Below are 18,658 nucleotides of genomic sequence, written 5' to 3' on the forward strand. Positions count from 1 at the left end.
CTGGTCGGAGGGGCCACATTGGCCGCGATGTATCTGCCCATTGGTTTTGCTCTCCCGATCCTGCTGGCCCCTGCGATGGTCGGCTTTGGCCAGCTTGAAAAACACCGGACGGTTTTCATGTGCTTTACCGTGCTGATTGTGCTGGCCGGGTTTGGACTGGCGCAAGTGCGCGATGATTTCGGCTTTGGCTGGATGATGTGGCTGGTGCTGGTGGTCGTCGTTACGGATGTGGTCGGGTATTTTGCGGGCCGCGCGATTGGCGGGCCCAAATTCTGGCCCAAAGTCAGCCCCAAGAAAACATGGTCCGGCACGGCTGCGGGCTGGGTCGGGGCCGCGATAGTGGGTATGTTGTTTTCGATCAATACAGGCGTCGGATACCAGCTTGTCGGCGTATCGATTGCGATGTCGATGGCGTCGCAAATGGGCGATATCGCAGAATCCGGTATGAAACGTCGGGTCGGGGTCAAAGACAGCTCGAACCTTATTCCGGGCCACGGCGGTCTGTTGGACCGGTTTGACGGGATGCTGGGCGCGGCGCTGTTTTTGTTGATCATCGGCCAGTTTCTGGCCATCACGCCCGGCTTGAATTGATCCGGTCAGATGCGACGGATTAGTATTTTCGGGGCCACTGGCTCTATCGGGCAGAACACCATTGACCTGATTGCGCGTGCGCCAGACGCCTATGACGTCGTGGCGCTGACGGGGGCGGGCAATATCGCGCAGCTGGCTGCGGACGCGCGCCGCCTTGGGGCTGACATTGCCGTAACCGCCCATGATCATCTGCTGGACGATCTGCGCGACGCCTTGCACGGCAGCGGCATCCACTGCGCCGCCGGTGCAGACGCCATCCGCGAGGCTGCGACCCGTCCCGTGGATTGGGTGATGTCCGCGATTGTCGGCGCGGCAGGCCTTGCACCGGGGATTGAGGCGCTGAAGCAAGGTGCCACCTTGGCGCTGGCCAACAAGGAATCGCTGGTCTGCGCCGGCAAGCTGATGTTGCACACCGCCCAAGCGCACGGTGCCGCAATCCTGCCGGTGGACAGTGAACATTCCGCCGTTTTCCAAGCGCTCATCGGCGAGGATATGGCCGCCGTCGAGCGGATCATTATCACGGCCAGCGGCGGGGCGTTTCGTGATTGGCCTTTGGACAAACTGGCAAGTGCGACGCTGGAACAGGCGTCGAACCATCCCAATTGGAACATGGGACAGCGGATCACGATCGATTCAGCTTCTATGTTTAACAAAGCCATGGAAGTTATTGAAACCCGTGAATATTTCGGCATTGAACCCGCGCAGATCGAAGTGTTGGTGCACCCCCAATCGATGATCCATGCCTTGGTCGGTTTCAACGACGGCGCGCTGATGGCGCATATCGGGCCACCTGACATGCGCCACGCCATCGGCTTTGCGTTGCACCACCCCAACCGCCAGACGTTGCCTGTGGAACGGCTGGATCTGGCCAAGATCGGCAGCTTCGAATTCCGCGCCCCCGACGAGGTACGCTGGCCTGCCTTGCGACTTGCCCGCGAGGTCATGGCGCGCGGCGGCATGGCAGGGGCGGTTTTCAACGCGGCCAAGGAAATCGGGCTAGACGGCTTTATCGACGGACGCTTGCGATTTCCGCAGATGGCAGAGGTGGTCGAAGACACGCTGGACCAGTTAAATTCGGACAGCAGCCTTATTGATGCCAACATGACCCTTGATAACGTCGCCCAAGTTGACCATCTGGCAAGGCAGGCGGCAAAAGCCGTGATCAATAAAAGGGCAGGGTAGCGTTTTGGACATTTTTGCACTGATTCCGCAGTTTAGCGGGCTCATCTGGACATTGCTGGCCTTTGTCATCGCGTTGTCGGTGATCGTGGCGGTCCATGAATACGGCCACTATATTGTCGGGCGCTGGTCAGGCATTCACGCTGATGTGTTTTCGCTTGGCTTCGGGCCGGTCCTGTTTTCGCGCACCGACAAGCACGGCACGGTCTGGCAGCTGGCTGCATTGCCCTTTGGCGGATACGTAAAATTTGCGGGCGACGCCAATGCCGCATCGGGCAAGGATACAGCCGCGATGGAGCAGGCGCAGGCCGATCCTGCCCGTTTGCGCAGTACCATGCATGGTGCCCCGCTTTGGGCACGCACGGCGACCGTTGCGGCAGGGCCGGCGTTCAATTTCATCATGTCGATCCTGATCTTTGCCGCCGTTGCCCTGTCGGTTGGCGTTGCCAAGGACCCGCTGACCGTGGGGGAAATGCGCGCGCTTCCGTACGAAGGATCGCAGCTTGAACCCGGCGACGAGATCATCAGCGTGGGTGGCGTCACCATCCCGCCAGCGCTGGATGAAACCGCCTATTCTGATGCGTTTGCAGCGGTACCTGTCGCGGAATCCCTAGAATACCAAGTGCGCCGCGACGGGCAAACCATCACCGTGCAGGGCCCCTATTTGATGCCCACGCTGATCAAGCAAGTGATGCCGCAATCCGCCGCCTTTGAGGCCGGATTGATCGGAGGCGACGTTATCACAGCTGTCGATGGAACGCCGATTTTCGCGTTCAAACAGCTTAAGGAAAAGGTCGAATCCTCGGAGGGTGCGCCGCTGTTGCTGACCGTCTGGCGCGACGGCGAAACGCTGGAATTCACCATGCGCCCCAAGGTGACCGACGAACCCCAGCCTGACGGTACGTTCAAATCTCAGATGCGCATCGGCATTGTGGGCGGGACCGCGTTTGATACCGCAACCACGACGCCCGGCATTTTTGAAGCGTTGTGGGGCGGGGTCGAAAACACCGGTCGCATTATTCAAGGGTCGCTGTCCGGCCTTAAACATATGATCGTTGGCAATATCAGCACCTGTAACCTTAGCGGACCTGTAGGCATTGCACAGACTTCGGGCGCGATGGCATCGCAGGGCGCGCAAAGCTTTATCTACTTTATCGCTGTGCTTTCGACCGCAGTCGGGCTGTTGAACCTGTTCCCGGTGCCTGCGTTGGATGGGGGTCATCTGGTGTTTTACGCCTATGAGGCCGTTACCGGAAAGCCGCCCAGCGATGGTGCGCTGCGGATCTTGATGACCATCGGTCTGACGATGGTGCTGGGGTTGATGGTATTTGCCTTGGGGAATGACCTATTCTGCCCATAAATCGTGGACCGTACAGCGAAAATCATCGGCCTGCCCAATTCCTGCCACATTTCGCCAAAACCTCGCCTTAATTGCTTGGTAAGGATTGGGCAACGCAGCAAAGGATTTCGCAATGCAGACGATGAAGACAAGCTACCGCGGACTTAGCCTTTTGGTAGATTTGAACTGGGATCGTGCCCTGTACATCGGCACGTTGGCCCTTGCCCTCGCCGCGGGGGGCTGGCTGGGATCGCTTTAACGCCAAGCATCCCTTACCACTTCATGATGATAAAAATGGCTGCCAGACCCCCTATATAAGGTGTTTGGCAGCCTCTTGCTTTTGACAAACCCCGTTAATCTGTCTAGTCAGGAAAGAAAGATGATCAATTAAAGCGGGTAGGGCACATGAGGCAGAATAACAGGTGGGGAAAATCCACCGACGCAGCGGTCTATATGCCGGTTGCAAAATCAATTCGTAGTTTATCAGTTTGTGTAATGCTATCAGTGGCTTGTTTAATTCCAGCCCCCGTAGCACAGGCGCAAAGCTATCAATTCAACACAGTTCAGATCAACGGCAACGAACGGATTGGCGACAGCGCCGTCCTAAGCCGCGCCGGAATCGCACGCGGTCGTGCGATCAGCGGTGGCGAATTGAACGATGCATATCAGAACCTGCTTGCCAGCGGATTGTTTGAGTCGGTTACGATTGAACCGCGCGGCAACACGCTGTTGATCAACGTCGTCGAATACCCCACGATCAACCGCATCAGCTTTGAGGGGAACGCCCGCATCAAAGACGAAGCGCTTGCTGCGCTGATCAGCTCCAATGAACGCCGCGTATTTAACCCGTCGCAGGCGGAAAAAGACGCCAACGCCATCGCCCAAGCGTACAGCAACGAAGGGCGCATCGCAGCGCGGGTTCAGCCCAAGATCATCAAACGCAGCCAGAACCGCGTCGATCTGATCTTTGAAGTTTTCGAAGGCGATAACGTCGAAATCGAACGGCTAAGCTTTGTCGGCAACCGGGTCTATTCCGACCGTCGTTTGCGCCGTGTGCTGGGCACCAAGCAGGCAGGCCTGTTCCGCCGCTTGGTCAAGCGCGACACGTTTGTGGCTGAACGCACCGATCTTGACCGGGAGCTGTTGCGCACATTCTATTTGTCACGCGGCTATGTCGATATGCGGATTTCCGCTGTGAACGCGCAACTGACCGAAGAACGAGACGGCTATTTCGTGCAGTTCAACGTGCAAGAAGGTCAGCAGTTCAACTTCGGCGAATTGACGGTCAGTTCAACCATCAACGGCGTTAACGCCCAAGATTACATGGACGTCATCAAGACCAAGTCAGGTGCGGTTTATTCGCCATCCTTGGTTGAAACCGACATCGCCCGGATGGAACGCAAAGCGATCCGTGACGGTGTTGATTTCCTGCGCGTCGAACCCATCATCACCCGCAACGAGCGTGATTTGACACTGGATGTTGAATATCGCATCTCGCGCGGGCCCCGGGTTTTCGTCGAACGTATCGATATCGAAGGCAACACGACAACGCTGGACCGCGTTATCCGCCGGCAGTTTGACAGTGTTGAAGGCGACCCCTTTAACCCGCGTGAAATCCGGGCAAGCGCGGAACGCATCCGTGCGTTGGGCTATTTCGAGACTGCCGAAGTGAACGCCCGCGAAGGGTCAAGCCCCGAGCAGATCGTCGTTGACGTCAACGTTGAGGAAAAGCCGACAGGCTCTTTGAACTTTGGCGGGACGTTTTCATCAAATGACGGCGTAGGCGTTGCCATCAGCTTTGCCGAGGAAAACTTCCTTGGTCGCGGACAAAAGCTATCCTTGTCGGTCAGCACCGCCACGGACGCCCGCCGCTATGGGCTTAGCTTTGTTGAACCCAGCCTGCTGGGGCGCGATGTGGCGTTTGGCCTGAACCTTGATTACGCCGAAACCAATTCGTCGTTCTCAAGCTTTGACACCAAGAGGGCGATTTTCCAGCCAAGCCTGTCGTTCCCGGTCAGCGAGAATGGCAATCTGACCCTGCGCTATTCCTATGACGATCTCGAGATGATCGAGAGGTCTACACCCGTAAACGGTCCAGTGATTGCGGATGATATTGCCGCGGGATCGCAGGTCGCGTCGTCCTTGGGCTATACCTACAGCTATGATACCCGCCGCACCGGCTTGGATCCGACGGCAGGCTACTTGGTCCAATTCGGTCAGGATTTCGCCGGTCTTGGCGGTGATTCCAAGTTCATCAAGACCACGGCGAAGGTCATTGGCGAAAAGCGTATCCTGAACGAAGAAGTCACATTGCGGGCCACGCTTGAGGGCGGTGCACTGGCCTGGAGCGAAGGCAACAACCGGGTTGCGGACCGTTTCGTGATTGGTCCGTCCATCCTGCGCGGGTTTGAATCGGGTGGTATCGGGCCGCGCGACCAATCGGCCGGTTTCGACGATCCCTTGGGTGGCAATATGTATGTGGTCGCCCGTTTCGAGGCGGAATTCCCGCTGGGCTTGCCCGAAGAATACGGCATTGGCGGCGGCGTCTTTTATGACGTCGGCAATGTGTGGGACTTGTCGGACGTGAATTTTAATGGCGGCACCGTGGTCGGTGAAGCCGGTTCGTTCCGCCATGTCATCGGGCTATCCTTGTTCTGGGACACCCCAGTTGGCCCGCTTCAGTTCAACGTGTCAAAGGCCCTCAAGAAAGAAGACTTTGACCAAGAACAGAAGTTTGAAGTCACACTCAGAACGGATTTCTGATCCGGTGATGCGGCTTTTTCGGGCATTAATGATCTGCCTGATCCCGGTGCTGCCCTTCGGGGCGGTGCCGGGAGCCGCGCAAACAACGCCGCCGGTGGGGGATCGTCCGCTTGTCCAAAGTCCGATCCTGACGATTGATTCTGACCGTGTTTTCAACGAAAGCGCCTTTGGTCTGCGGGTCGCACGCGATCTAGAAGCCCAAGGGGCAACGCTTTCTGCTGAAAACCGGCAGATCGAAGCCGATTTAGGGGAGGAAGAGAAAAAGCTGACCGCGCAGCGCGCCGCCCTGAGCCCAGAATCCTTTCGCGATCTTGCAGACGCCTTTGATGCAAAGGTTCAGGATATCCGCGCGACCCAAGCCGCCAAAAGCCGTGCCCTGAACGAGCTTGTCGAAAAAGAACGCGAGGTCTTTTTGAACGCAGCAGGGCCGGTTCTTGAGAAAATGATGCGCGATTCAGGTGCTGCGGTGATCCTTGAACGTCGGTCGGTCTTTATCAGCGCCAACGCGATCGACATCACAAACGAGGCGATCGCGCGGCTTGATGCCTCCTTGGGCAGCGGCAAGAACTAGCGGCAGAACCCGCCAGACGCTTGCCCCCCGACGCTTGCTCATAGCCGCCAATATTGATAGCCATATCAAAGTTTTTCAACAGACAGGACCCGCAATGACTGACACGCTGCCAAGTGCCGATATCCAGATGATCCAGCGGATTATCCCGCACCGCTATCCGTTCTTGCTGGTGGATAAGGTGATCGACATCAATGGCACGCAAAGCGCAGTGGGCATCAAAAATGTCACCATGAACGAACCGCATTTTCAGGGGCATTTCCCCGGCATGCCGATCATGCCCGGCGTTACCATTATCGAGGCGATGGCGCAAACTTCTGCCGTGATGGTCGGTGTGACCCTCGAGATGGCTGATAAAGAGATGAAGGTCTATTTCATGGCCATCGACAAATGCAAATTCCGTCGCAAGGTTGTTCCCGGTGATGTGTTGCGGATGGAACTGACGACTTTGCGCGGCAAAGCCGGCGGCAAGGTCTGGAAATTTGGAGGCGTGGCGACGGTTGATGGTGAAATGGCCGCCGAAGTCGAATTTACAGCGATGATGGATCTATCGTAATGGCTGGCATTCACCCCAGTGCGGTGATCGAAGACGGCGCGCAGATTGATCCCTCGGCCAGCGTCGGGCCGTTTTGCGTGATCGGGCCGCAGGTGGTGATCCATGCAAATGTCGAGATCAAATCGCATGCCATCGTGACCGGTCGCACCGAAGTGGGTGCTGACACGGTAATTTTTCCCTTTGCCGTGATTGGTGAAATCCCTCAGGATTTGAAATTCAAGGGAGAGGCCAGCCGCCTTGTGATTGGCAAACGTAACCGAATTCGTGAACATGTCACGATGAATTGCGGCACCGAAGCAGGCGGTGGTTTGACCAGTGTCGGCGATGACGGGCTGTTTATGGCCGGCTGCCACATTGCCCATGATGCTATTCTAGGGGACCGCGTGATTGTGGTGAACAACGCGGCTGTTGCCGGACATTGCATCATCGAAGACGATGTCATCATCGGCGGTCTTGCTGGCATCCACCAGTTTGTGCGCATCGGGCGCGGTGCCATCATTGGCGCGGTGACCATGGTGACCAATGACGTGATCCCCTACGGGCTGGTGCAGGCACCGCGCGGCGTGCTGGACGGGTTGAATTTGGTCGGTCTGAAACGGCGCGGTGTTGCGCGCGCAGACATCACCGCCTTGCGCGCCGCGTTCCAGATGTTGGCGCAGGGCGAGGGGACATTCCACGACCGTGCCCAACGCTTGGGCGACGAGACAAGCAGTGACTATGTCCGCGAGATCGTTGACTTTGTCATGGCCGATACCGGCCGCCATTTCCTGACGCCGGGTTGATGCTGGCGCTGATCGCCGGGGGCGGCGGATTGCCCCAACGCGTGGCTGCGGCCCAATCCAAGCCGCCCGTGATCTGTGGGTATGAGGGCGTGGCCGTTGAAGGGCTGGATGTCGATCAAAGCTTTCGGCTTGAAACCCTTGGGTCCTTGATTAAATCCCTGCAAGATCTGGGCGTTACGCAGCTGTGCTTGTGCGGCGCTGTGCCAAGACCGGCTTTTGATCCGTCAAAGCTGGATGCGCTGACCATGCCCTTGGTTCCCACATTCCAAAAGGCGTTAGGCGCGGGCGACGATGGTGCGTTGCGGGTCTTGATCGATATTTTCGAGACCGCGGGTTTCACGGTTTTAGCCGCCCATGACCTTGCGCCTGATCTTCTGGCGGTGCCCGGCATTCTAAGCGGTAAAGCACCGGACGCACAGATGGCGCAAGATGCTGCGCGCGCGGCGGACGTGGTGGCAACACTGGCCCCGATGGACATTGGTCAATGCTGTATCGTTGGCGGCGGTCAGGTTTACGGCATCGAAACGATAGGCGGCACGGATCACCTGCTGGCGACATTGCCCCAAAGGGTGAAAACAGCTGCGGCAATTTTGTTCAAAGGCCCGAAGACGAACCAGAGCCGCCTTGTCGATATGCCGACCATTGGACCAGCAACGCTTGAGGCCGCCCATAAAGCAGGGTTGGCGGGCGTGGTGATTGCGGCGGGCAATGTGATTATCCTTGAACCCGAGCGCTGCAAAACCTTAGCAGACGATCTTGGGCTGGTGCTATGGTCGCGGGCAACGCCATGAAGGTGTTCATCATCGCGGGGGAACCTTCGGGCGACCGCCTTGGTGGTGCTTTGATGGCCGGGTTAAGATCGCTGCGGCCTGATGTGACATTTCAAGGGATCGGCGGCAGCGAGATGGCGGCGCAAGGTCTGGAAAGCCGCTTTGACATGTCCGAACTTTCGGTCATGGGAATCGCCGAGATTTTGCCGAAATACCGCGCCTTGATGGCCCACATCAATGAAACCGCCGACGCGGTGATTGCCGCCAAGCCCGATGTGATGATCACCATCGACAGCCCGGATTTTTCCCTTCGTGTGGCCAAGCGGGTCAAGGCACGTTCCAATATTCGCACGGTCCATTACGTCGCACCGACAGTTTGGGCGTGGCGGCCGGGGCGTGCCAAAAAGATGGCGCGCTATATTGATCATGTGCTGGCGTTGTTTCCCTTTGAGCCGCCCTTGATGCAGGCCCATGGCATGGCGTGCGATTTCGTCGGCCATCCGGTTGTGGCAGAGCCTGTGGCGACACAGGATGACGCGACCGCCTTTCGCGAAATGTTTGATATCGGGGATGCACCCTTGTTGATGGTGCTGCCCGGCTCGCGTCGGTCGGAAGTGGCGAAGCTGGCTGGGGTGTTTGGCGAGGCCGTCGGGCTGTTTGCAAAGGGTCTTCCCGCGCTGCGCGTGGTCATCCCTGCCGCTGGTCCTGTTGCCGATGCAGTGTTGGCGGCGACGCAAGACTGGCCGATAGAGCCGATCATCCTTGATCCACGCGGGGTTCCGAGAGAACAGGCGCAGGCCCGAAAGCGGGCGGCCTTTAGGGCGGCTGATTTGGCCTTGGCTGCATCAGGGACGGTGTCTTTGGAGCTTGCTGCCGCACGAACGCCGATGGTGATCGCGTATCGGATGCATTGGTTGAGCTTTCGGTTGATCAAGGCAATGGCGCTGATCGACACGGTGACGTTGGTGAACTTGGTGTCCGACACGCGGGTTGTACCAGAGTTTTTGGGGCCCGACTGTATGGCTGACAAAATTGCTGCGGGCTTGGCGCAGGTGCTGGACAAGCCTGACGCGCAGAAAGTGGCCATGGATTTGACAATGGAGCGCCTTGGGCGGGGCAGTGATGCGCCGGGACTACGGGCGGCACGGGCTGTTCTGGATCGGATGGGATAAAGTCTTGAGGATCGAATGAGGGGCGCTGCCCCTCAAACTCCCCGGGATTTTAGGCCATTTGGAATGATTATTTCCTTGGTTTATCCTTTGTGAATCCATCCGCCACCAAAGATGCGCGAGCTGTCGGGGTCGTAGAAGACGCAGGCCTGACCGGGCGAGACGCCTTGTTCTGGGGTGAGCAGTTCAACCGTTGCAGTGGTCTCCGACAAGGGGCGCAGGATTGCATCGATCGGCGGTCTGGTTGAGCGGATCTTCACGCAGATCGGCCATTCGGGTTGTGACATCAGCGGGGTGTCCCCGAGCCAGTTAATTTCGCGGATCGGAACGCTGCGGGTGGCGAGCATCGATTTGGGGCCGACGACGACCTGTGCTTTGTCGGCGTCGAGTTTCACCACGTAGAGCGGGTCAGCGAGCCCGCCGATTCCGAGGCCACGGCGTTGGCCGATGGTGTAGTTGATCACGCCGTCATGGCGGGCCAGAACATTGCCATCCGGATCCACGATATCACCGGGATTTTCAGCTTCGGGGCGCAATTTACGGATCACGGCGGCGTAGTCGCCGTTGGGGACGAAGCAGATGTCCTGGCTGTCGGGTTTGTCAGCGACGATCAACCCGTATTTGGCAGCCAAGGCACGGGTTTCATCCTTTGACGGCAGGTGGCCAAGCGGGAATCGTAGATAGTCCAGTTGTTCAGGGGTGGTTGAGAACAAGAAGTAGCTTTGATCGCGATTGGCATCGGCCGCGCTGTGGAGTTCGGCCCCGTGATCGCCCATTTTACGTTGGATATAGTGGCCGGTGGCCATGCAATCGGCATCAAGATCCTTGGCTGTTTCAAGCAGATCCTTGAATTTCACCCTCTCGTTGCAGCGGATGCAGGGCACGGGCGTCGCACCGCCCAGATAACTGTCGGCAAATTCGTCAATCACGGCGTCCTTGAAGACGTTTTCATAGTCTAGCACGTAATGGGGAAAGCCCATGGTTTCGGCCACACGGCGTGCATCGTGAATGTCGATCCCAGCACAACATGCGCCCTTTTTCGCCAAGGCAGCACCGTGGTCGTAAAGTTGCAGGGTGACGCCCACAACATCGTAACCTTCTTCGGCCAGCATCGCAGCCACAACTGAGCTGTCAACGCCGCCTGACATGGCAACGACAACGCGGGTTTCAGCCGGGGTTTTTGCGAACCCTAATGAATTGAGCGGCGGGGTGCGATCGAGAGGCATGGCAATACTCCGGGAGGTTTAAGGCGATATATATGAAAATGCGCCGTATTCTCAAGGGGTGGCCTTTAGGTGTCTTTAAGATCAGAACGCGCAGAATGCACCCTATATCAGTGTTGGGTGAGTAATATGTATTTAAAAAAGGTAGTGGGGCCTCGGGCTGTAACTTTGCCAGATGGATCAACGTTCACGCAAGCGGACCTTCCAGATCAAACGACGCGAAGGTGGGTGGCATCACGAAAGGCGGCTGTTGTGCGGGGGGTCGTATATGGATTGATCAGTCAATCAGAGGCGCTGACGCGCTATCAAATCAGCAATGATGAGTTTATGGAGTGGGTTCGAGCGGTATCTGAACACGGAGAAGCTGCTTTGCGGGCAACAGCGCTTCAAAAATATAGACAACTTTAAGTTGCTTTGCTAAGCTACCATCATCATTAACGTGTGATTAAGTAATTTTGTTCACGGTACGGATTGTATCCAAATTTAATCGAGCGGAGAAAATGAATGCGCGTATTGCTGGTAGAAGACGATCCTACAACATCCAAAAGCATCGAAATGATGCTGACACATGCGAACTTGAATACATATGCAACCGATTTGGGAGAAGAGGGAATAGATCTAGCAAAGCTGTATGACTACGATCTTATTCTGCTGGATCTGGATCTGCCCGATATGAACGGTCATGAGGTATTGCGCCAATTGCGTTTGAGCCGAATCGAGACACCAATTTTGATCTTGTCAGGTGCCGACGATACGGAAAGCAAAATCAAGGGTTTCGGGTTTGGTGCTGACGACTATCTGACCAAACCCTTTCATCGCGAAGAACTGGTCGCCCGCATTCATGCGATTATCCGCCGGTCAAAAGGGCATTCCCAATCGGTCATCCAAACGGGCCAGGTTTCAGTAAATCTGGATGCCAAAACAGTGACCGTAGACGATAAGACAGTGCACCTGACGGGCAAAGAATATCAGATGTTTGAATTGCTCAGCCTGCGCAAGGGTACCACTTTGACCAAAGAGATGTTCTTGAATCACCTTTACGGCGGCATGGATGAGCCTGAATTAAAGATTATCGACGTCTTCATTTGCAAGCTTCGTAAAAAGCTTAGCACCGCGACGGGTGGCGAAAACTACATCGAAACTGTTTGGGGCCGTGGCTATGTATTGCGTGATCCGGAACCGTCTTCGCTATCTTCCCCTCAAAGGCTTGCGGTCGGCGTATAGAACAAAAACTGCGTCAAATCCGCTAGACCTGCCTTAGATCGCTGCGTATTTATGCCCTTGTACTGGAAATAGGCAGGGGCAGATCATTGGCAGAAAGTATCAAAGTTCAAGACCTTAGCAAGGATCAAGCCGCCGAAGAATTAATGCGCCTCTCGACGATTCTGGCTCGGGCGAACACGGAGTATTATAGCGAAGACGCGCCGCAAATTTCGGACGCCGAATATGACCGCCTGAAAAATCGCAATAGTGAGATCGAGGCGCGCTTCCCTGATCTTAAACGCGAGGATAGCCCGACTGAAAAGGTCGGGGCATCCCCGACTTCGGGCTTTGCAAAGGTTGCTCACGAAATACCGATGCTTTCCTTGGGGAACGCTTTTGAAGACGAGGACGTTGTCGAATTTGACGGGCGTATCCGAAAATACCTCGGTTTGACGCCAGATGCGGACTTACTCTTCACGGCGGAACCCAAGATTGACGGTCTTTCGCTTTCCTTGCGCTATGAAAACGGCCTGCTGGTACAGGCGGCGACACGCGGCGACGGGGCAATCGGCGAAAATGTCACCGCAAACGCACGCACGTTGCAGACGATCCCGCAACAGCTTGAAGCCGCACCGGACCTGATCGAAGTGCGCGGCGAAGTTTATATGAGCCATGAGGATTTTGATGCTTTAAACGCCCGCCAGAATGAACGCGGCGGCAAGCCTTTTGCAAATCCACGCAATGCGGCCGCTGGATCTTTGCGGCAACTTGATGCTGAAATCACCCGTGCCCGGCCGCTGAAATTCTTTGCCTATGCATGGGGGGCGTTATCGGAACCCCTTGGTGAGACACAATTTGAAGCGATCAAGAAGATGGAAAACATGGGGTTCCAGACGAACCCTTTGACGGAATTATGTGTCTCGGTCTCTGACATGATTGACCACTACCGCAAGATCGAAGCACAACGCGCGACGCTTGGTTATGATATCGATGGCGTCGTTTATAAGGTAAATGACCTTGCGCTTCAGGAACGGCTGGGGTTTCGATCGACCACGCCGCGTTGGGCTATTGCCCATAAATTTCCGGCCGAGTTGGCTTGGACCACCCTCGAGGATATCACCATTCAAGTTGGCCGCACGGGGGCTTTGTCACCTGTTGCGCGTCTCAAACCGGTTACCGTTGGCGGAGTCGTCGTGTCGAGCGCCACCCTTCACAATGAGGACTATATCAAAGGCCTAGACAGCAAGGGCAACGAGATTAGGGACGGTAAGGATATCCGCATTGGCGACTGGGTGCAGGTCTACCGTGCTGGTGACGTGATTCCCAAGATTGCGGATGTTGATCTTTCCAAGCGTCCTGAAACTTCTGTTTCTTTCATCTTTCCAACCGTCTGCCCCGAATGCGGCAGTGATGCTATTCGCGAAGAAGGCGATGCCGTCCGGCGCTGTATGGGTGGATTGATTTGCCCCGCACAAGCCGTTGAAAAGCTAAAGCATTTCGTCTCGCGTGCTGCGTTTGATATCGACGGTCTGGGCGCAAAACAGGTCGAACAATTCTACACCGATGGCTGGATCGCCGAGCCCGCCGACATCTTTACCCTCCAAGCGCGCTATGGATCAGGCGTGCAACAGCTTAAGAACCGCGAGGGCTGGGGGGATAAATCTGCCAGCAAACTTTTTCAAGCGATTGAAGAAAAAAGAAATATACCCCTAGCACGTCTGATTTTTGCCCTTGGTATTCGCCATGTAGGCGAGGCGGCTTCGAACCTGATCGCGCTACATTACGGGACGTGGCAGGCCTTTGTGACTGCAATGGAAAGTGCACGCGATGGGGCGGGACCCGCTTGGGACGATTTGATCGGCGTGGACGGTGTGGGGCAAGTGATGGCGCAATCCCTGATCAAGACGTTTGCCCAAGAGGCCGAGCGCGCATCAATTGACCGGCTCGTGGCCGAGCTTTCTATTCAGGATTCGACGCGCCCTGACACGCAAGGCTCTCCGGTGGATGGTAAAACCGTAGTCTTTACCGGAACGCTTGAAAAAATGACTCGCGCAGAGGCAAAGGCGCGCGCAGAACGCTTGGGGGCCAAGGTCTCGGGTTCTGTCAGTGCCAAGACGGATATTCTGGTGGCGGGGCCCGGTGCCGGGTCCAAAGCCAAGAAAGCGGCGGAACTGGGCATCGAGATCTTGGACGAAGATGCGTGGCTTGACCTGATTGCGGGCGCATGACGGGCAGGCCGGAACCGCTTTTCCCGCTGTTTGCCGGGCTTGAAACCCTGGAAGGGGTCGGCCCCAAGACCGCGCAGCATTTCGCGCAACTGGACATCATAGCGCCGCGTGACCTGTTGTTTACATTGCCATATTCCGGCATCGACCGCCGCTTGCAAGCCACCCTGAAGGACGCGCTTTTGCCTGCAACCGTGACCGTTGCTGTCACAGTCGGGCCGCACCGCGCCCCTGCCAACAAGACCGGGGCATACCGCATTCACGTCGAAGACAGCGGTACTGCTTTTCAGTTGGTCTTTTTCCATGCCCGCGGCGATTACTGGAAGCGCCAGTTGCCTGAAGGGTCGCGTCGGATCGTGTCCGGCAAGGTCGAATTTTTCGATGGAATGGCGCAGATGGTTCACCCTGATTTCACCGTCGCAGAAGAAAACGCAGATCAGATACCGACGTTTGAACCTGTCTACCCGCTTACCAGCGGGATAACGCAAAAGCTGATGTACAAGGCCACGCGCGCGACCCTGACCCGCGTGCCGGTTTTTGACGAATGGATCGACTCGGGCCAGAAAGCCAAATCAAATTGGCCGGATTTTGGGGCTGCGGTCGAGGCTGCTCATGAGCCCGAAAGCCAAGGTGACTTGTCGGCGACAGCCCCTGCGCGCGAACGTCTCGCTTATGACGAGTTGATGGCGCATCAGCTCACGCTGGCATTGGCACGGGCAAAGGATCGGCGGAAAAAGGGCCGATCAAGCACCGGTGACGGGCGCTTGCAAAGCCGCGTTTTGGCCGCACTTCCGTATAAACCAACCGGCGCGCAGACCCGCGCAATTGCCGAAATCGCGCAGGATATGGCCAGTGTACAGCGGATGAACCGTCTTTTGCAGGGCGATGTGGGGGCAGGTAAAACGCTGGTCGCCTTCATGGCATTGCTCGCTGCTGTTGAGGCAGGCGGTCAGGGCGTGTTGATGGCCCCGACAGAAATCCTTGCACGGCAACATCTTGAAGGCCTGCAACCCTTGGCGGAACAGGCGGGCGTTGTGTTGGAAATTCTGACCGGCCGGGACAAGGGTGCCGAACGGCGGTCTAAATTGGCAGCCCTCGAGAAAGGCGATATCCAGATCCTTGTGGGCACCCATGCTGTGTTTCAGGCTGATGTCAGCTTTGGTGATTTGCGCCTTGCTGTGGTCGATGAACAGCATCGGTTTGGCGTGCGCCAGCGGCTTGAACTGGGGCAAAAAGGCAAGCTGGCCGATGTTTTGGTGATGACCGCCACGCCAATTCCGCGCTCTTTGGCGCTGGCGCAATATGGCGATATGGACGTGTCTGTGCTGGACGAAAAACCGCCCGGGCGCAAACCGATCCGAACAGCGCTGGTCAGCACGGACCGCATCGACGAAGTTGTCGGCCGTTTGCGCGCCGCGATTGACGAAGGGCGGCAATGCTATTGGGTGTGCCCGCTTGTCGAAGAAAGCGAGGTCAGCGATCTGATCGCCGCCGACGCCCGTTTCAAACGGCTACGTGCGGCCTTGGGCGAAGGCATCGTCGGGCTGGTCCATGGCCAGATGCCCCCAGCAGAGAAAGACGCCGCCATGCGCGCCTTTCAGCGCGGTGAAACCAAGGTTCTGGTCGCCACAACCGTGATCGAAGTAGGCGTAGACGTGCCAAACGCAAGTATCATGGTGATTGAACGCGCCGAAAGCTTTGGGCTGGCACAATTGCACCAGCTGCGCGGTCGTGTCGGGCGCGGGCAGGCGGCGTCGACCTGTTTACTGATGTATCAAGCACCCATGACGGAAACCGGTCGCCAACGGCTTGAGGTGCTGCGCGAGACCGAAGATGGTTTCGTGATTGCTGAAACCGACCTCAAGATGCGCGGCACGGGGGATTTGATCGGGACGGCACAATCAGGCGTTCCGCGGTTTCGCATTGCCGACTTGGAACGGCAGGCGGGTCTGATGCAAATCGCGCAATCCGATGCGCGCAAGCTGCTGGCTGACGATCCCGATCTGACCAGCCCTAGGGGCAAAGCCGCACGGATGCTGTTGTGGCTTATGCGCCAAGATGAAGCGATCCGTTTGATATCAGTAGGTTAGATCAAGGTGTTCCATTTTGTTCACAAATGTTCTTAAAAAGTTCTTTACAGGGCGTTAATAAAATGAGAACAAAGGAGCAACAGAAAACGGAGCACGCAAATGACGATGATCAAGACAGTCAAAGCCATCGCGAAACGGTCGCAAGACACGCTTTTGCAGGACGCGGCCGGTATGGCCGCATTGGTTGTGATTTTGGTTGTCGGGTTGCACCTTCCCGCTTTTGTTTGACTTCTGCCTGCGCATTCGTGGCGCTTTGATCTAACACACGCATCTGTCCCAAACTTAATGCGTCCGACCTTACTGCCTGTTTAGCGTCGGAATTCACCGAAATGTCCCTTTCGGTTCTGGATCAAAGCGAGCCTACATGAATAACGCACCCTTGCGCCGCCATCCTTTGGGATGTGCGGCGTTTTTTTTGGTCCGTCAGAAACAAAAAATCAGATGTTTCGGGCTGTGTCTTGGGTTTGGGTCTGCTGCATCGCTTCGGCCATCGCCTCAATGCTCAGCAGGATAGACGCATGGCGGTTCTTGTATTCCGTGGCAGGGGTCAGCACCTCGAACCCGTCAAAGGGCGCGTCAGGCACGGGGCCTTTTCCTTTTAGCATTGCCTTTAACTGGTCACGTGCCGTCTGAACTTGCGCCAGTGTTGCGCCAACCGCCGCCTGACCCGCGACGGCAGCAGCAGCCTGGCCCAAGGCGCAGGCTTTGACGTCCTGACCCAGCTCAGCCAGCTTGCCATCCTCGACAACGACATCAACGGTTACGGTTGACCCACACAAGGGCGACCGCCGTGTTACGGTCGCGTCAGGATGATCCAACCGCCCCAAATGTGGAATGTCAGCCGCCAATCCCAGAATCCTGGCGGAGTAGAGCTTGATCAGGTCTGTATCGGCACTCATGGCTGTTCCTTTCTACGCTTACCCCCTACATAAGCCACCACGCGGATGATGCAAAAATTAAATGAACGGATAGCCCATGGATTTTGATCCAAGCACATTGAAATACAACGACGCGGGGCTGATCCCCGCCATCGCGCAGGATGCAGTATCGGGTGAGGTGCTGATGATGGCATGGATGAATGCCGAGGCCGTCAGCCAAACACTGTCCACCGGACGTGTCACGTATTGGAGCCGTTCGCGCAAATCCTTCTGGATCAAGGGCGAAACCAGTGGTCACGTGCAGGAATTGGTTGAGTTACGGATCGACTGTGATCGCGATTGTTTGTTGGTCCGCGTGAATCAGACGGGTGCGGCGTGTCACACCGGTCGGCGCAATTGTTTCTATACAATGGTCGATAATGGTGTTGAGCGGATAACCCTTGATGCTATGGATTAAGGTCCAGCGCTAAAGCCCTACCATATCACGAATATCTTGCGGAGAGGCACCTTCGCGCCGGTAAAGAGATATCGCGCGGGCGTCATCACGCTTGGCCAGCCTTTTGCCATCGTCATCCCGGATCAACATATGGTGATGGTAGACCGGCGGTGTGTGACCGAGCAACGAAAGCAACAGCACCTGAACTTGCGTAAAGTCAAACAGATCAACCCCGCGCACCACATGGGTAATCCCCTGACGTATGTCATCAAGGGCAGAGGCAAGGAAGTAGGCAGCGGTTTGAATGTCTTTGCGACCAATGACAATATCACCCACTTCTGAAATTAGTGTATCCTTATCAAGCAGATGGATGCCGCTCTTCAAGTAACCGGTTTCCTCAAAGCTCATACCGGAACCCGGGATTTTGGCACAAGCGCGATCCATATGCAGGCGCACCGCATCCGATGACCCGCGATCAGAAATGCTGCGGGATTTGCAGGTCTGGGGATATACCGCATGCGGCGCGCCCTCTTGGGGGGCGGCCATGGCCGCGGCGATATCCTTGCGACTGCACCCGCAAGGGTAGGTAAGGCCAGCTGAGATTAGCAGATCAACACTCTGATTATAGTCATCAAAGTAGTGCGATTGCATCAACGGCGCTGCATCCCACGTAATGCCGAGCCATGTCAGATCATCAATGATTTGCGCGGTGTATTCCGGCTTGCACCGCTCCAGATCCGTATCCTCGAACCGGAGCAAGAACTGACCACCAGCCGCACGCGCCATGTCATGAGCCAACAACGCGGAATAGGCGTGCCCCAAATGCAGCGGCCCCGTGGGGGACGGCGCAAACCGCGTGACGAATGTCACGCCGGAACGGGGGCGC

19 protein-coding genes are annotated in these 18,658 nt (G+C 56.7%); 16 read left to right on the forward strand and 3 right to left on the reverse strand.

Annotated features, from left to right (window positions below):
• The 10 genes from ABYT07_RS10930 to lpxB all read left to right on the forward strand — a co-directional run.
• Positions 1-591 (forward strand): phosphatidate cytidylyltransferase (locus ABYT07_RS10930; protein ID WP_372991618.1); only part of this gene is annotated, 591 nt, incomplete at its 5' end.
• Positions 592-600: 9 nt separating this feature from the next.
• Positions 601-1,773: a 1-deoxy-D-xylulose-5-phosphate reductoisomerase gene (gene dxr, locus ABYT07_RS10935; protein ID WP_372991620.1), complete on the forward strand. Its 1,173-nt coding sequence runs from the start codon at positions 601-603 to the stop codon at positions 1,771-1,773.
• Positions 1,774-1,777: 4 nt separating this feature from the next.
• Positions 1,778-3,130 carry an RIP metalloprotease RseP gene (gene rseP / locus ABYT07_RS10940; protein WP_372991622.1) on the forward strand — a complete coding sequence of 451 codons (1,353 nt, stop codon included), beginning with the start codon at positions 1,778-1,780 and terminating at the stop codon, positions 3,128-3,130.
• A 112-nt stretch (positions 3,131-3,242) separates the two neighbouring features.
• Positions 3,243-3,368 (forward strand): hypothetical protein, encoded by a 126-nt coding sequence (locus tag ABYT07_RS10945; protein ID WP_372991624.1) that lies wholly within the window; start codon positions 3,243-3,245, stop codon positions 3,366-3,368.
• A 236-nt stretch (positions 3,369-3,604) separates the two neighbouring features.
• On the forward strand, positions 3,605-5,872 hold the full coding sequence (gene bamA, locus ABYT07_RS10950; RefSeq protein ID WP_372991626.1) for an outer membrane protein assembly factor BamA: 2,268 nt from the start codon (positions 3,605-3,607) through the stop codon (positions 5,870-5,872).
• A 7-nt stretch (positions 5,873-5,879) separates the two neighbouring features.
• On the forward strand, positions 5,880-6,443 hold the full coding sequence (locus ABYT07_RS10955; RefSeq protein ID WP_372991649.1) for an OmpH family outer membrane protein: 564 nt from the start codon (positions 5,880-5,882) through the stop codon (positions 6,441-6,443).
• A 94-nt stretch (positions 6,444-6,537) separates the two neighbouring features.
• A complete protein-coding gene (fabZ, locus tag ABYT07_RS10960) occupies positions 6,538-6,996 on the forward strand; it encodes a 3-hydroxyacyl-ACP dehydratase FabZ (RefSeq protein WP_372991628.1) in 459 nt (152 codons plus the stop codon).
• Positions 6,996-7,778, forward strand: a complete 783-nt coding sequence (gene lpxA, locus ABYT07_RS10965) for an acyl-ACP--UDP-N-acetylglucosamine O-acyltransferase (RefSeq protein ID WP_372991630.1) — start codon at positions 6,996-6,998, stop codon at positions 7,776-7,778. The genes fabZ and lpxA overlap by 1 nt, the downstream gene beginning before the upstream one ends.
• The gene (locus ABYT07_RS10970) at positions 7,778-8,569 is read left to right on the forward strand and encodes an LpxI family protein (RefSeq protein WP_372991632.1); all 792 of its coding nucleotides are present in this window, start codon (positions 7,778-7,780) and stop codon (positions 8,567-8,569) included. Before lpxA ends, ABYT07_RS10970 begins: the two co-directional genes overlap by 1 nt.
• Positions 8,566-9,720: a lipid-A-disaccharide synthase gene (gene lpxB / locus ABYT07_RS10975; RefSeq protein ID WP_372991634.1), complete on the forward strand. Its 1,155-nt coding sequence runs from the start codon at positions 8,566-8,568 to the stop codon at positions 9,718-9,720. The genes ABYT07_RS10970 and lpxB overlap by 4 nt, the downstream gene beginning before the upstream one ends.
• Positions 9,721-9,800: 80 nt before the next feature.
• On the opposite strand, the gene mnmA is transcribed toward lpxB, so the two are convergent.
• A complete protein-coding gene (gene mnmA / locus ABYT07_RS10980; protein ID WP_372991636.1) occupies positions 9,801-10,943 on the reverse strand; it encodes a tRNA 2-thiouridine(34) synthase MnmA in 1,143 nt (380 codons plus the stop codon).
• A 126-nt stretch (positions 10,944-11,069) separates the two neighbouring features.
• Between mnmA and ABYT07_RS10985 the strand changes: the two genes are divergently transcribed.
• The 5 genes from ABYT07_RS10985 to ABYT07_RS11005 all read left to right on the forward strand — a co-directional run bounded on the left by ABYT07_RS10985 (position 11,070) and on the right by ABYT07_RS11005 (position 16,686).
• Positions 11,070-11,348 (forward strand): DUF1153 domain-containing protein, encoded by a 279-nt coding sequence (locus tag ABYT07_RS10985; RefSeq protein ID WP_372991638.1) that lies wholly within the window; start codon positions 11,070-11,072, stop codon positions 11,346-11,348.
• A 96-nt stretch (positions 11,349-11,444) separates the two neighbouring features.
• Positions 11,445-12,164 (forward strand): response regulator transcription factor CtrA, encoded by a 720-nt coding sequence (gene ctrA, locus ABYT07_RS10990; RefSeq protein ID WP_372991640.1) that lies wholly within the window; start codon positions 11,445-11,447, stop codon positions 12,162-12,164.
• Between the two features lie 143 nt (positions 12,165-12,307).
• Entirely contained in the window at positions 12,308-14,371 is a 2,064-nt protein-coding gene (gene ligA, locus ABYT07_RS10995) for an NAD-dependent DNA ligase LigA (RefSeq protein WP_372991651.1), read from the forward strand.
• Entirely contained in the window at positions 14,368-16,458 is a 2,091-nt protein-coding gene (gene recG / locus ABYT07_RS11000; protein ID WP_372991642.1) for an ATP-dependent DNA helicase RecG, read from the forward strand. Before ligA ends, recG begins: the two co-directional genes overlap by 4 nt.
• A 99-nt stretch (positions 16,459-16,557) precedes the next feature.
• Positions 16,558-16,686, forward strand: coding sequence for a hypothetical protein (locus ABYT07_RS11005; RefSeq protein ID WP_302621187.1), 129 nt, complete (start codon positions 16,558-16,560; stop codon positions 16,684-16,686).
• A 209-nt stretch (positions 16,687-16,895) separates the two neighbouring features.
• On the opposite strand, the gene ABYT07_RS11010 is transcribed toward ABYT07_RS11005, so the two are convergent.
• Positions 16,896-17,357 carry an iron-sulfur cluster assembly scaffold protein gene (locus tag ABYT07_RS11010; protein WP_372991644.1) on the reverse strand — a complete coding sequence of 154 codons (462 nt, stop codon included), beginning with the start codon at positions 17,355-17,357 and terminating at the stop codon, positions 16,896-16,898.
• Positions 17,358-17,433: 76 nt separating this feature from the next.
• Between ABYT07_RS11010 and hisI the strand changes: the two genes are divergently transcribed.
• A complete protein-coding gene (gene hisI, locus ABYT07_RS11015; RefSeq protein WP_372991647.1) occupies positions 17,434-17,793 on the forward strand; it encodes a phosphoribosyl-AMP cyclohydrolase in 360 nt (119 codons plus the stop codon).
• 9 nt (positions 17,794-17,802) lie between these two features.
• Here the strand turns inward: hisI and gluQRS are convergent, their stop codons facing one another.
• Positions 17,803-18,642 carry a tRNA glutamyl-Q(34) synthetase GluQRS gene (gluQRS, locus tag ABYT07_RS11020; RefSeq protein WP_372991653.1) on the reverse strand — a complete coding sequence of 280 codons (840 nt, stop codon included), beginning with the start codon at positions 18,640-18,642 and terminating at the stop codon, positions 17,803-17,805.
• Positions 18,643-18,658 lie beyond the last annotated feature (16 nt).

Source organism: Sulfitobacter sp. (genome assembly GCF_041552635.1).
GTDB lineage: Bacteria > Pseudomonadota > Alphaproteobacteria > Rhodobacterales > Rhodobacteraceae > Sulfitobacter.